At 39.0% G+C, this 15,358-nt stretch carries 11 protein-coding genes; 2 read left to right on the top strand and 9 right to left on the bottom strand.

Features of this window, described 5'->3' with window-relative positions:
• Positions 1-65 precede the first annotated feature (65 nt).
• The gene (mfnA, locus tag WN948_RS08290; protein WP_342303750.1) at positions 66-1,211 is read right to left on the bottom strand and encodes a tyrosine decarboxylase MfnA; all 1,146 of its coding nucleotides are present in this window, start codon (positions 1,209-1,211) and stop codon (positions 66-68) included.
• Between the two features lie 826 nt (positions 1,212-2,037).
• Here mfnA and WN948_RS08295 point away from each other — a divergent pair.
• The gene (locus WN948_RS08295) at positions 2,038-3,273 is read left to right on the top strand and encodes an ORC1-type DNA replication protein (RefSeq protein WP_342303751.1); all 1,236 of its coding nucleotides are present in this window, start codon (positions 2,038-2,040) and stop codon (positions 3,271-3,273) included.
• A 9-nt stretch (positions 3,274-3,282) separates the two neighbouring features.
• On the opposite strand, the gene WN948_RS08300 is transcribed toward WN948_RS08295, so the two are convergent.
• Positions 3,283-3,843 (bottom strand): signal peptidase I, encoded by a 561-nt coding sequence (locus WN948_RS08300; RefSeq protein WP_342303752.1) that lies wholly within the window; start codon positions 3,841-3,843, stop codon positions 3,283-3,285.
• Between the two features lie 144 nt (positions 3,844-3,987).
• Between WN948_RS08300 and WN948_RS08305 the strand changes: the two genes are divergently transcribed.
• Positions 3,988-5,556 (top strand): DNA-directed DNA polymerase II small subunit, encoded by a 1,569-nt coding sequence (locus tag WN948_RS08305; RefSeq protein WP_342303753.1) that lies wholly within the window; start codon positions 3,988-3,990, stop codon positions 5,554-5,556.
• Positions 5,557-5,617: 61 nt separating this feature from the next.
• Here the strand turns inward: WN948_RS08305 and WN948_RS08310 are convergent, their stop codons facing one another.
• The 7 genes from WN948_RS08310 to WN948_RS08340 form a co-directional block, all read right to left on the bottom strand.
• Positions 5,618-7,246 (bottom strand): methylamine methyltransferase corrinoid protein reductive activase, encoded by a 1,629-nt coding sequence (locus WN948_RS08310; RefSeq protein ID WP_342303754.1) that lies wholly within the window; start codon positions 7,244-7,246, stop codon positions 5,618-5,620.
• Between the two features lie 15 nt (positions 7,247-7,261).
• Positions 7,262-8,047 (bottom strand): 3-methylornithyl-N6-L-lysine dehydrogenase PylD, encoded by a 786-nt coding sequence (pylD, locus tag WN948_RS08315; protein WP_342303755.1) that lies wholly within the window; start codon positions 8,045-8,047, stop codon positions 7,262-7,264.
• 1 nt (position 8,048) lies between these two features.
• On the bottom strand, positions 8,049-9,146 hold the full coding sequence (gene pylC / locus WN948_RS08320) for a 3-methylornithine--L-lysine ligase PylC (protein WP_342303756.1): 1,098 nt from the start codon (positions 9,144-9,146) through the stop codon (positions 8,049-8,051).
• Positions 9,143-10,234, bottom strand: a complete 1,092-nt coding sequence (pylB, locus tag WN948_RS08325) for a methylornithine synthase PylB (protein ID WP_342303757.1) — start codon at positions 10,232-10,234, stop codon at positions 9,143-9,145. Before pylB ends, pylC begins: the two co-directional genes overlap by 4 nt.
• Positions 10,235-10,243: 9 nt before the next feature.
• Complete coding sequence (gene pylS, locus WN948_RS08330) at positions 10,244-11,575, bottom strand: pyrrolysine--tRNA(Pyl) ligase (RefSeq protein ID WP_342303758.1); 1,332 nt, start codon at positions 11,573-11,575, stop codon at positions 10,244-10,246.
• 484 nt (positions 11,576-12,059) lie between these two features.
• Positions 12,060-12,455 (bottom strand): response regulator, encoded by a 396-nt coding sequence (locus tag WN948_RS08335; RefSeq protein WP_342303759.1) that lies wholly within the window; start codon positions 12,453-12,455, stop codon positions 12,060-12,062.
• A 10-nt stretch (positions 12,456-12,465) separates the two neighbouring features.
• Complete coding sequence (locus tag WN948_RS08340; protein ID WP_342303760.1) at positions 12,466-15,324, bottom strand: PAS domain S-box protein; 2,859 nt, start codon at positions 15,322-15,324, stop codon at positions 12,466-12,468.
• Positions 15,325-15,358: the final 34 nt, after the last annotated feature.

Genomic DNA, 15,358 nt, shown 5'->3' on the forward strand with positions numbered 1-15,358 from the left:
CTAGCCTCATCCCCTCAAATTTTTATTTTTCAAATATCCGGTTTTTACTTTAAGTTTCAAGCAGATTAAATTGTTTGAAGAACCTGTTTTAGATCCTGCACAAAAGAATCTATCATTTCAAAAGTTACATGAGGCATTATCACAAGACGTAAACCATGAGGATTCTGGGTTATCGAAACCTGCCAGTTGAATTCATTTGCCAGCCTGCTTCTGACAATATCTGATTTTGGAACTTCCAGTGCAACTACATTCATTACAGGTTCTATTAATGGATGGACATCCATGTCTGCAAGTTTTTTCAGGAGATAATGGGTTAAGTCCATACACTCTGAAACCATTTTTCTGTAACCCTCTTTTCCCAGGAAATTCATAACCGCGTATGTTGCTGCAACAGCAGCTCCACTTCTGGTTCCTGTAAGAGTATATTGGGTCGAAACTGTCAGGTAAGGAGTATCTGCCTTGAGACTTTCAAGAAAATCAGAACTTCTGAATAGAAGAACACCGGATGGTATTGTACTCAAACCCATTTTATGTGGGTCAATTGCTATTGATGTTACACCTGGTAATAGGAAATCAAATTTATATACCTCCTCAAGAAATGGAAGTACAAATCCACCAAAAGCAGCATCAATATGCAGAAAAATATTATTTTTTAGTGCAATTTCAGAGAGTTTATCAATGGGATCGACCTGACCAAATTCCGTTGACCCTGCTATGCCAACAAGACCTATAGTATTCTCATCTATAAGAGAGTTAACCGAGTCAATAGATACTCTCAGATGTTCATCAAGACTGGCTTTTCTTAATTCTACATCAAGAATATCAGATACTTTATCGAAAGAAAAATGAGCTGAATCCGGAACAACAAGATTGGGTTTATCGCATTTTGATCTTTGAAGGAAAAGGTTTCGCATGGAACGTATGGCCTGGATATTCGATTCAGTTCCACCTGTAGTTGTATAGCCTGATGCATCAGGATGATGCAAAAGATGACTTAACATACTAAGTACTTCTTTTTCCAAATTATAAGTACCTTGAAAAAGACCAAAATCACCCATATTTGATTCTATGAACTGCATATGAGCTTCTACTGCTATTCTATGTGGGTAAGTACACATGGAACTCAATACGTGTTCATATTTGAGGTCTTGCCTTTTTGAATCGTCTAAAATATTTCTTATTTTCTCTTCAGATAGGCCGGTTTCTTTCATTTGCTATATGAATAATAGAAGATGTTTAAAAGAATTGTGTTACGAAATAACCAGATAACTTTTATTGCAATAAATTTTAAAACTTTTTTAAGTTTTTATTTTGAAATGTGATTAGCTTAGGGTCAATAAGATATGTTGTATTAGAATTGTTGAGCTATATGATATTAGAATTCAAATAATTGATTCTACATTATTTTAACTTGATAAAGGATTAAAAATTTGTTTCTAATTTGGTAGTCTGACCCCATCATTTCAAGTGGAACTTTTAAATACTAAATTTAATTAGGTTGTAATTGGGTTATACATTCTTAAAAAATGTAGTAATATGTGCTACCCCATTGTTTCAACTGGAACATGCATAAAAAAAGGACTAAAATCTATTTTTATTAAAAAACTCATCTTTTTGAGAGACAATTATATATATGATTATTGAGATAGTAACACTGAAATCTTTTTTTTCTATATTTTAAAAAGATAGTTCACATCTTTTTTTTCTACTCCAGTTGAAATCATAGGGTCACAGTTCTTTATAAACTCTCCAGTTGAAATAAAGGGGTTTAGTTCCATGAGAAACATAATTGTTTATATACACCTTTTATTATATTTTTTTAAATGTTTTTGTGCATACTGATTATTTAACATCATATCTTTTTTATATCTAGTTCCAGTTGAAACAAGGGGGTTTAAACCATAAACATTAATAACCTCTCCTTCCAATGTAGCGTTTGGAATATAGAGAATAAAACCAATCACATTATTGATTGTTATCTTCTACATAGATGCGTTATAAAATCTTTAAATTTTTAGGATAGGGTGAAATAAGCAAATGGAAAATAAATCATTAGATGGTCTTTTCCAGGAACTCCTGGAAAATGAACCTATTTTTAAAAATAAAGAGGTTTTAAGACATTCATACACTCCTGATTCACTTGTTCATCGTGATGATCAGATTAATAGTCTTGCGTCAATTCTTGTTTCAGCACTTAGAGGAGATACACCTTCTAATATCCTTATTTATGGAAAGACCGGTACAGGTAAAACAGCCGTCACTAGAAACGTTGGAATCGAACTGGAAAGAAAAGGTGAATCACTTGGTCTTTCCTGTAAAGTCGTTTACCTTAATTGTGAAGTGATTGATACTCAATATCGTCTTCTTGCAAATCTCACACGACAGTTTGGAGAAGATGTTCCAATGACTGGTTGGCCAACAGACCAGGTCTTTTTCAAGTTCAAAGAAACAATTGATACTGAAAAACAAGTTGTCATTATAATTTTGGATGAAATTGATAAACTGATCAAGAAAGGTGATGATGTCCTATATAATCTTTCAAGAATCAATACAGATCTTAAAAATTCAAAGGTCAGTATGATCGGAGTTTCAAATGATCTCAAATTCACTGAATTCTTGGATCCCAGGGTTAAGAGCTCGCTTGGTGAAGAAGAAATTATTTTTCCCCCTTATGATGCTGATCAGATAAGTGATATTCTTCATGAAAGAGCCAAAATTGCTTATAAACCTGATGCACTCGATGATATGGTCATTCCTTTGTGTGCTGCTTTTGCGGCTCAGGAGCATGGTGACGCAAGACGTGCTCTTGATCTGCTAAGGGTTTCCGGTGAAATTGCAGAAAGAGAGAGTAAATCTCGTGTTGAAGAGCAACATGTAAAAGGTGCCCAGGAAAAAATTGAGGTCGATCGTGTAGTTGAAGTCGTACGTACTCTTCCAACACAGTCAAAACTTGCACTTTACAGTGTAATGGTACTGAGAAATAATGGTTATAAGAATGTAACAACAGGTGAAGTGTACAACGTATATCGTCAGTTATGTTTGCAGGTCGATATGGATATCCTTACACAACGCAGGGTGACAGATCTGATGTCAGAACTTGATATGCTTGGGATAGTAAATGCTGTTGTCGTAAGTAAAGGCAGATATGGAAGAACAAAAGAAATAGTATTAAGCGTTCCTATAAACAGCACAAAAAAAGTATTGTTTGAGGATTACAGGCTCAAACCACTAGAATCCTTTAAGCCTGTTCTCACAACTCAACTGCATCTCTAATAATTAAATTTAGAAGCTTGGAATCATCAAACGGAGATATCCTATATACGGAATCTTATAACGTGCGATGCCTATAACCCATTCTTCTTTAACAGGCATCTGGTAACTTACCTGTCCCTGCTGATCATAGTACTTGTTCGTTACTTTATTGTCACCTTTTGTAATATATCCGGCGTAAGGTGCAACAGGTCCTCCTTCCCACATAGTGTCTCCCTCTTCGACATAATACATTGCTCTGTGAATAATAGGAGTCACTCCTTCCTGTCCATAGGGCTTGTATAATATTACATCTCCTGAATAGACGAATGATGTGTAGTTATCCATTCCATCTTCATATGTTATAATTTGTGTTCGATCAATATTCTGGATAAAAATTATATCCCCGATATTCATGTGTGGTTCCATGCTTCCTGATTCTACAGCGACCATAGGAGTCCACATCCCAAAGACCACTTGAGAGAAAGATGCAAATATCAATACGGCTAACAGGACAGTTAGAATGTCCCTAGCAAGTGAAACAAAGAAGTTATCACTTTCTTTGAAATTATGAAAAGTGTCTTTTAAGTTCATTGTTTTTACCTATATTCTGGCCAAATGAAAGAATGTATTTATGATTTAAGGAGTATATTTGCAAAAAATAAAATGTTTATGGTTTAAAATCATTTTGTAAGTTATTTTATTGTAATATGATCTACATTTTAACCTGTTATTATTATGAATGAAATTGATGTTTTAACTGTCTTTATTGAAGAAGGCTATCAGATAAGTCCTGAAGCAGTGGACCTTATATGCTCTCATTGTTCCCCTAAGGAACTTGTTGCATACATACTGGAGAATATCGATCTTTCCGTGCTTGTAATTGATGTTGACCATATTGACCTTGAAGGATTTAGTGATATGCCTTCTGAGGGAGAAGAAAGTTTCAAATCATCTTCGGAACTAAGTTCACAGAATGAGGTATTCAAAAATGCTTATGATCCTTCTTATCAGATACTAAGCAGCTCAACAGATGCTTCCAGTAATGTTTGCTACTCTGATAGTCCTGTTTCCGTGATTTCAGATATCACAGATAATTCAACTTGTGTCGGTGAATACATGGAATTTGTCCAGTTTTTCAGAAACCGTTACAGCAGAATTAGTGATATAATTCGAGGTAGAGTAAATGCCCGTCCTATAGAGAGTCTGAAAACAGGTAAAAGAAGCAATTTCAGGGGAAGTAAGGAAGCTGGAGAGATCTCTGTAATTGGCATGATATCTGAGATAAAGAGCACAAGCAATGGTCACAAGATACTTGAAGTTGAGGATCCGACCGGTTCATTCTCAGTTCTTATACGTATGGCAGACAAAGATCTCTATGAACAGGCCAGCCATCTGGTGCTGGATGAGGTTGTCGGTTTTACAGGAAAACTCACAAACGATGGCAAGCTCATGATAGTGCAAAAGATCATTCTTCCGGATCTTCCAAATACGACTATTAAGAGAAGTGGGACTACTGGAAAGGCAATTCTTACATCTGATATACATATTGGGAGCTCAACTTTTCTTGAAGAGCCCTGGGAGAGATTCCTCGATTTTTTGAATGGTGATACTGATAATGAAGCATTGGCTGCCATTTCAAAGGATGTTCGTTATCTCCTTATTGCAGGTGATCTTGTTGACGGAATTGGCATATACCCGGGACAGGAGCATGAACTTTCAATTTTGGATGTGTATGACCAGTACAAAAAAGCAGCCGAATATTTTCACAGGGTACCCAGTCATATCCATATTATTATTTCTCCTGGAAACCATGATGCTGTCCGCCAGGCTGAACCCCAGCCAAAATTGCCCGAAATAATAAGAGCGGATTTCCCTGAAAACGTGACATTCGTAGGAAACCCTTCAATTGTGGATCTGGATGGTGTAAAGGTCCTTTTATACCACGGCCGTTCAATCGACGATCTGGTTGCAGCTGTTCCTGGTGTATCATATGGTGATCCTACCAAGGCAATGGTGGAAATGATGAAATTCAGGCATCTTTCTCCTATATATGGTAGCCGTGTTTCCATTGCACCTGAGAAGAAAGATCATTTTGTTATTGGAAATGTGCCGGATATCCTTCACTGCGGTCATGTGCATACCGTGGGTGTTGAATGGTACAAGAATGTCCTGCTGATAAATTCCGGTACCTGGCAGGACCAGACTGAGTTTCAGAAAAGGGTAAATGTGGTTCCCACTCCTGCACAGGTTCCAGTGGTTGATTTGGCAACCCTCAAAACAACAATTTTGAAATTTGATGAGTGATTATCTTTAGTTTCCAGTAGAACTAAATACTGAAAATAGAAAATCAGTAAACTCTCACTTTTTACTTCTTTTCCTGTATTTTCAGTATATTATGGTTCATGGTCTGCTCAGGACATATGGTCACACAACGCCTGCAGCTTGTACCCAGACAATGCTGACTGTCGATATTGGCAAATCTCTTTCCTTCCTTTTCAACAATTATGACTGCATCCTCGGGACATTCCTCTTCACATTTGTGGCAAAGTATGCATTTTTCCACCGGAGCTTCAAGTATTATTCCAATATTTGCTACAATATCAAGACCAAAAGTCCCAACATCATCAATGTCCCTGATGACCCTCTTTTCAATTTCCACATCTTCGCGGTCCTCCGGGAAAGGTGTGATATTATACATTTCAATCATCTGGCCGTACATCTCATGGGGCATCCCATGCATCCAGGTTGAAAGTTCACAGACGTATATGTCCTTGAAAGTTTCACTGGTAGCCATCATAAGATGATCTGCCTGTATCTTCTTTGCAATAGCGATCACATCATCGAGTTTTGATCTGTCAATTGCAATTTTTCTTGCAAGACCTATGGAAGTGTTACCGAACTGAACGATGCCATGGGAGAAACCTGGAACTGAACCGATATGTCTGGCCTTATCGGCATCAACATAAGTGCCTGTTGCCCCGGACATGTATGCATAGCGCAGATCCTCATATTTCATTCCTGCTTCTACCATGAGGGTCATGTGGGCTGCCCTTATAGCTCCGATGGCTTTCCCTACTTCTTCAACATCCTTGTTAGTGATGACTATACTATCTCCAAGTATCAATTTACCATTGGGTAGTTCAGGTAGCTTTGTTATGAGCCCCTCTTTCAATGCAAGTGCTATTGTTGAGATAACTCCTGTACCGGTGATCCCTTTGGGTATTATCATGCAGCCTTCAATGGTATCTCCCACAATAGGATCTACGAGAGGTCCTTTTACAGGGTTCATGGTATCATCGAGAACAGTTAGTCGCCACAGCTTCCCTTCGCTGTTCACATCACTTATTGCTCCTGGACCAGCCAGCATTCCACATGCTATCCCCTGTCCTTCAATAGCAGGTCCTGCAGCCGCACTTGCGGTCATTATCCTGTCGCCTATCTTCAGTGCCATTTCGGCATTGGTGCCGTAATCAGTAACAAGGCACGGTTCTTTCTGGTTGATGAAATCAGTTTCCAGCATCATGGCAAGAGCATCGGCACCGATCTCGTGTTTGATGGCTGGAGGAACTATTACCTCACAGTTATCCATTTCAAAGATACCTTTGAATATCTCATTTGCAGGGAATATTCTGGCATCTCTTTTGACATCTTCCACTCCAAGGGATTTCTGTTTGTTCTCACCTGCGTATGCAAGGTCCCTTATCTCCATATTCTGGAAAAGTGAGAGTTGTATGGGATTTCCACAGACTGCTATACGCTCTATCTTTTCAGGTTCCACATCGAACTTTTCCAGAATCTCCTTTACAGTTTCAATGATCAGCCTGTGAGCTACGTCTTCTCCGGTAGCCATGGCAAAATCAAGGTGGTCCATGACATTTCCACCGGGAAGCGGGTGGCCCATTGTTATCACAGTCTTTAAAGTTTCTTTCTTTTCAAGGTCTATAAGTTGTGCCCTGAAACCGCTTGTTCCAAGGTCCAGTGAAATCACATACATTTTCTTGACACTCCGTTAGTTTTGAATTACAGAATACAACATTGAAGCAACTCCTATTACAAGAGGCTCCATCACAAGGTCAACACGATATTTCTTTCCAACTTCAGGTGGAAGCCCACACGGTATCCCAGGGGTTGAGACAAGGCATCTTTCTTCTATCATGCCTTCTGATATTGTATCTGCATTGGGTGTGGCTTCAAAAACCATAGAAAATTTCTTTCTGTCATCACTACAGTAAGGTTTTATTCCAAGCTCATCAACAGCCGTTTGAAGAAATTCCTTGTTAGGATCGCAGGCATAGACATTGAAACCCTTGTCTACAAGATGACATGCTCCTGCATAACCAACCCTTCCAAGTCCAATGACCAGTATATCCTTTGAACTGGCTTCCTGGAACCTTGAAGCAATGTCCGCATAGATCACACCTGTAGCCACATGGTTGCCGACGATCTTCTCGTTCCTCAGGTTGTGAGCAGTAAAAATATGATCATCTGCCATCATTATTATATCAGCTCCCTGGGACACGGCTTCATAGTAACCCGTAACGTCCGGGTGCTCTGCTATGAATCCTTCAAAGCCGAAGTATTCGACTATGTATAAAAGAGAAGACGTGAAATTGCCGATAACACCGTTTCCCGCGGTGATGGGTATGATACCTACTTTTTCAGAACCTGGCTTTGTTCCGTAAAGTGATTCGCATATTCCCCTGATATCAAGACCTGTGACCCTTCTTGCGATCTCATCATTTTCTTCAAGCTGCATCGAAAGGTTTTCCAGGTCTTCTGGTGTCAAAAGTGCCATTTTATACCTCCTGTGGTTTCATCTGGAAATGTTCAACTATCATTTCCATTCCGCTCTGTTTCATTTTTTCAGTTTCTTCCCTGTCAGTTCCCCAGCTTATAAGAGTGAAAACACTGTTCTTTCCCTTTGACTCGAATATTTCAAGCCCCTCAGAAGCATGGAACTGTACGTATTCGTAGCCCTGTGAGAGCACATGTTCACCAACAGGTTTCAGGTTTCCACCATCAAGGAGCAGGTGCTCATAGATGCAGTAATTCTTCTCAGGAGTTATTTCCATCTCTTGAACTTCTTCTGAAAACGCTTGCATGAGCATCTCTACCAGATTAATTCCTGTAGAATAGTAGACAGCAGTAGGTGTCTGGCTCGGGAATCTTGCATCTATCTCAAGTACTTTCAATCCCTGAGGACTATCTATCGCTTCAACATCCATTATTCCCCGAAGGTTGAGGTTCTTTGCCAGTTCATAACTTATTTTTCTGAACTCAGGATAGTTATCGACGGGAGTCACCATTTGGCAATCGTACGTATCATCGATATGTATCTTCGTTTCCTTTAGAACTGCGTAGTTTCTGCCGTCACCTATGACTTCAAGGGAAACAACATCACCCTCAACATATTCCTCGATGAGCATCGAAGGATCAAGGCCTTCGAGCCCCATGTCATCATATATTATAGAAGTCCCAATGCTGCTGCTCTGGCATGGAGGTTTCACAAAATATGGTGGCTTGGCGGGCTTATCTTCAGGTGTGGGTATATCAATTGACTTGAAATAATCCTTTGAACTTTTCTTATCCATGCTTACGTAGTAGGCATTAAAATCGAAGAGTATAGGGCATGTAAGTTCATTCTCTATACTTCTTAGGAATTCTATGGTTGTCAGGTTTTCATTTACCGGAATGATAGCATCCACATTTTCTGAGAGTTCCCTCAGTTTTTCGGGTTCCTCGGTTATGTCAAAGCATTGGAAACTGTCAACAATCTTGCGTATAAGAGGTTTTGCCTTGCGGTCTACAAGCACAACACGCATACCTGCTTTATGAGCAAGGTAAGTGACCTCAAAACCTTGTAGTTTACCTCCGATAATGCATATGTTTTTCATATTGCCACAACCGGCACTTCGACTGTCTTTGGCGTTGACTTTCCTATTATTTTATTGAACTCATCCTGACTTGCAGGTTCCATACCCATAGACTTGAGGCGTTTGACAACACTTTTTGGATCCCTGTCCCTTTCTTCAAGCTCTCTGTCATAATTGACAACACCTTCAAGTGGAGAATCGGATGGTATTATCGATGTGACCACATTGGCACCTGCATTAAGACGATGTACCATGCCATCGATTCCCTCAAGATCAAGGGATGCGGGTATAAGCCTGTCAGGGAACATCAGTCTTAGTATTGATATTATCTTAAGTTCAGAGAGACTGGATTTCTGATCTATTTCCTCAAGAGGAGTTCCTTCCTGTGGAACAAAGGTCATGACACGTACCATATCAGGTCTGATCTTCTGCATTCCGCGTAGGGATTTTATGGTTGAATCTATATCATTTCCAACGCCTGTGAGTATGCCATCTTCCACGCAGTAGCCGATATTTTTGGCAAATTGCCTTGAATGCATTCTTTCTTCAAATGACTGGCCTACCCTCAGTTTATGGAAGAGATCAACATCATGCGTTTCCTGATACAGGGCAAGAAAATCAGCTCCGCTTTCATGAAGTCTGCTTAGTGTTCCATCATTCATGACTCCTGGTGAGATCATAATTGGAAGACCGGTTTCTTCTTTGACTGCTTTGACAATATCAACGAATCTTTCAGGTTCATTGTGGAAATACGGGTCTTCTCCCATTGTCAGGTCAACCATGTGTATGCTTTCGTTTTTCAGTGTCCTGCAAATATTGCGTATCTCATCCATACCAAGGCGGTATCGCTGTATATCGTTGCATCTGTTGTAGTAACAGAAAGTGCAGTTATTTTTGCAGTGGGTTGAGAAGTAAACGAAACTGTAGAGGAAAACCTTGTTCCCAAAAAAATGATCTCTCACTTTTCTTGCAACATAGTGCAATTTTAGGAGGTCTTCTTCTTCTGTAAGGGAGAGCAGTTCTCTTAGGTTAGCATCTGTGAGCTGAAGGCCATTTACAATATCCTGTGCGAATATGTCAAGGCCATGGTAGTCAATATTTTTAATCATGCTACCACCTTACAGGTTAATGCTAATTCCATTGTAGTAAGACTCAGACCTTGCTGCACGCTTGATGTTCTTAAAATTATGCTTTGCTTTCAAGAGTCTCTCAAGACCAAAACCAGCTCCTATCCATGGTTTGTCTATTCCCCAATCCATGTCCATTGGAATGGGACCTACAACAGCGGAGGAGAGTTCCATATTTTTATGCATGACATCGATGGTTTCACCATAGACCATGCAACTATCCTCAATTATCTCATACTTGATACCAAGGAATTCCAGGAATTCTTTTATTATATATTCAAGGTTTTCTCTTGTGCAGTTAGAACCCATCTGGCAGAAATTGAGCATTGTAAATTCTTCAAGGTGGCTGTTCCCATCTGATTCTTTGCGGTAGCATGGCCCGATCTCAAATATTCTTACAGGATCAGGTAGTACGTTATCGAATTTTCGCAGGTGATTATACAAACCAGGAGCAAGCATAGGCCGCAGGCACATGTTGTCACCGACCCTGAATATCTGCTCGGATAGTTTTTTGTCCTCACCGACTCCCATTCTTTCCATATATTCGAAGGGAATAAGTATAGGTGATTTCACCTCAAGGAAACCCATGTCCACGAAAAATTCGGTTATTTTTCTCTCAATTTTCCCAAGCTGATTCTCGCGGCTGTCCTCGTACATACTCCGAATATCTTTTTTCCTTTCGGTTAGCAATATTGATTCCAACTCACCAAAGGAACGTTTTTCTTTTGCGAATGATATCATCTCGCCAGTTCCAAGCAGTGAGAGTATTCTGGTCTTTTGCGAGGGTGTGAACTCGGTCTTTTTGGATTTGGATTGTGACTGTGAAGTCTTATTTGGATTTTTGGAAGGGCTGGAATCGCTCCTTTTTGGTTTTGGAGCTGATTTGTGGTTGTTGGTATTGTTGTTAGGTAATGTCCCAGCCCTTTGTTCATCCTGGGGATGAGAAGAAGGGTTTGCTTTTATTTCCTCTGTCTGTTTTGTTTCGGAAATTTGTTCCTGAACTGGTTTTTCAGGAGCTAAGCGAAAAGAGCGGATGATTTTGATATCTGCATCATTTTTTCTTGCGATTTTCTTTGAAAATTCCTGAACCCTATCGTCTGCAAGGCGACATCGTTTGCAGGGTTTCTGGAATTTATGATTCCTAAGTGATCTTGCGGATCGGCTTGATTTTGAATTGCGTACAGTGATAATTTCTCCACAATCCATTTCGATTCTGATGTATTTCTGGGATGTTTCACACGCTTTTATCCCGTGGAGGTTTCCGTTACGTGAAACCCATAATCCGTTTTTACTAATAAGTGCATCAAGTGGCTTTTTTTCCATGCTAACAGCTCCTGGATCTTAACCTTTTTCCGTACCAATTCCTAGAATCCTAGGTACGTAAGTATCCAATCGTGGTTTTTGTTGTTCAATCTCATATCTTCGCTTCCTTTGGTTTTGGTATATTGATAGATTCTTATGTCGCTGACTTGTATCGACTAAAGAAACACGTTAATGTTGGTCATCGACATATATATATATTGTCCATAATCAGCAGTACTTATAGTTTTTGTATATGATGGTATATACCCATCATATATACTTATCTCATAACCAGGAATATTTTTGGGAAGTACAGGGATACTGACCCATATCCCCGCCTATGGATTAGACCCTTATATTAAGGGATACTTTGTTCTAGAACAGAATAATATATAGCATAATTTGGTGTTATTATTTGTATGGAATGTGAATTGTCATAGGGTATGATAATTTGTAATATCTAAATGAATCCTCATAAAAGTTCCCAGATGAATTCAAATATTGCTCATTTTGTAGAAGAATTTTCTACTTGATATTTATAAAGTGCTATTTCGATTGCAGTTCGCAGGTCGTCTTCTTCAAAAGGCTTTAGTATGTATCCATAAGGCTCTGTCTGTTTAGCTCTTTTAAGTGTCTCATCATCTGAGTGGGCCGTGAGATATATCACTGGTATATTAAACTTCTCCTTGATTATTTGTGCCGCCTGGATTCCATCCATATCTCCTTTTAGTCTGATATCCATGATCACAAGATTTGGAAGGAAACCTTCAACTTTATTAATGGCTTCTTTTCCGGATGATGCAACGCTAGATACCTGATAACCAAGCTTTTTGAGTCTTTTCTTCAGCTCCAAAGCAACGACATTTTCATCTTCAACAACTAGTATCTTTGGATTATCCATTTTCACACCTTCATTTTCTCTCTTTAAAATTTATGGAAAATTCGGTTCCATCAATTGTATTTAGTTCAATAGTACCATCAATCTGGTCAACGAGTGTGACCACAAGCTGCAAACCTAAAGATTCAGTATTTCTGTAATCTATCTCAGAAGAAAGTCCGATTCCATTGTCTTTTATTTTTATCAGGAAGTTCCCTCTCAGGACACTGAGTTCCACATTTATCTCCCCTTCTTTTCTTTCAGGGAAAGCGTGTTTTAGTGAGTTTGAAACAAGTTCATTGATTATCATACCCAGTGGAACAGCTGTATCAACATTCAGATAAACATTCTCAATATTCGAACTCAGTTTAATGTTTTTGTTTCCAGTCCCGTAAGATTTGGATAAATAATCCATCAATTTTTCCGTGTAATCAGAAAAATCAATACTTGTTATATCCTTGGATTGGTACAACTCTTCATGTATCAGAGCCATTGAACGCACACGATTACGACTGTCCATGAATGCCTCTATTACATCCGGATCCTCGAAATTGTCAGATGCAAGATAGAGAAGACTTGAGATCACCTGCAAATTGTTTTTAACACGGTGGTGTATTTCTTTTTTACGTATGTTCTCTCCCTGTAAAAGTGCCTCTTCCACTTTTTTACGTTCAGTTATATCAAGAATGATACCCTGTAGTGTGATTCTGCCGGAATGATCACGCCTTGAGAAAGTCCTTTCATCTACCCATCTTATGTCGCCTGATTTTGTGATTATTCTATACTCATAGTTCAGTTCTGCATCCTTTTTCATATAATAATTGGAAATATGCAAATGCGTTCTTTCACTGTCATCCGGGTGTATGATATCGGCATATTTGATACGGTTTGATGTAAAATCTTCTACAGTATAACCAAGTTTTGCGATGTTCTCAGAAACGAATTCTACTGGCCAGTCAGGTTCTGTTTTCCATTTGAAGACCATAACAGGACTGGTATTGATTATGTGCTCCATTTCTTCTTTAAGCTCATTAGAATGTTTTAGCTTTTTAGCGTAGTTCTTGAGTTCTCTTTCCGTCTGTTTTCTTTTGCTGATATCTCTTGCAATGGTAATGACTGCTGTATCCCCGTCAAACATGATTATTCGGCTGCTTAATTCTACTGGAAAAACAGTACCATCTTTTCTCATGTGGATTGTTTCTAATAGGTTGCTTTTGATCTTACATAACTCTTTGATAAGTCTAAGGAAATCCATTCCACGGTTGGAAGCATCAATATCCATGTGCTTCAGGGAAAGGAATTCATCGCGGGTATATCCCATTCTTGAACATGCGATCTCATTTACTTCCAGGATATTTCCTTGCATATCAGTAAGATATATTGCATCATTTTGACTTTCAAACAAAGTCCTGAACTTCCTTTCAGAATCCCTGAGAGCCTTTTCCGCTCTTCTTTGCTCGTGAATAGCCAGATTTAACGAGTTTCTTGTCTTTTCTATTCCACCCGTTAAAACCTTGAAATCATTTTCACCATTGACCTTGACACTGCGGGAGAAATCATTGTTCTGTATAGCAGTAAGTACATTGCTGGAATCTGCAATAATATTGTTCAGGGAACCTGCAAAATTATCCAATGTATCTCCAAGGTGCTTGAATTCCCCTTTAAGTTCCAGCTCGGTACGTGTTCCCAGCTCTCCGTTTGCAAGAGCATTTGTAACTCTGATAGATTCACGGATTGGTGCTATTACAGCATTCAATATCATATTGAGTCCGATTGGAATTTCCTTGAAGTCTCTCTCTACATTGGTTTGTGCTTTTGTATCCAGGTTTCCGTCAACTACATCCTGAGCGATGGTCCTGAAGTTATTGACTATTTCATTTATAGGTGAAGTTATTGATGTTGCTATCAGATAAGCGACTAAACCCATAAAACAGATCGATATCACAGATATGATGATAAGTGTGTTCCTGAGCTTAGTGACCCCGGCAAACATTTCTTCCTTTGGGACTACAAGCACAAAAGAGTAGTTACCTGTTTTTACAGGTTCGTAGAACATTATGACTTCTTTGCCTGTGGCAGGATCGATGGTTTCAACACTTCCACCCTTTCCAATTTTGATATCATCTGCTGCCATTGATATTTCAGGTATGCCAAAATCGTAAAGAGTTCGTGTTCCCATTCTCTCTTTGTATTCAGGATGGGATACAAGGATACCGGTATTTCCTGTCACGAATGCATATCCGGTGTCAAAAGCTTTTATACCACTTACCACGTCATCGATGTAACTAAGGGATACATCAACACCGGCAATGCCTATGAATTCATTATCTTTAAAGATAGGTGCATCAAAGCTTACCATGAAAATACCCTGATAAAAATAAGGTTCAGTAACAACATCGTCATGTGTTGTTTTTGGAATTTGATAGTAATCCTGTGTATCATAATTTACCAGGGGTTCCACTCCTATTTGCCCCTGAATAGTGTTCCAGTAAGGTACGAATCTCCCGGTGGAATCGTGAAATGGAGCATTCACATATTCATTGTCCTTTCCATCAAAAGCATTAGGTTCGTATCCGACATAAACTCCCGTAAGAGAAGGGTATGCTTCAAGAACATTTTTTAGAATATTGTTCACTTCTTGCCTATTGGCAGTTGTGTACATTTCCATTGATCTGGCAAGGGTTTCCGCAATAGCCATATTCGCCTTCATGTCCCCGTCGAACTGGTTGGCATAATCCCTTGCCATTTCTACGGATTGAAGATATGCAAGTTCTCTTTGTTGTATGGTCACGTTTGTAATACTGACGGCAGTTGAAACAACAAGTACCAAAAAAACACTAATCACTATGTAAATAATCAACTTGGTTTTTATTGACATCTCATTATTTTTCATTCATACACACCTTCTCATCAGTATCTATTTGATA

The sequence above is a fragment of the Methanolobus sp. ZRKC5 genome, assembly GCF_038446525.1.
Classification (GTDB): domain Archaea; phylum Halobacteriota; class Methanosarcinia; order Methanosarcinales; family Methanosarcinaceae; genus Methanolobus.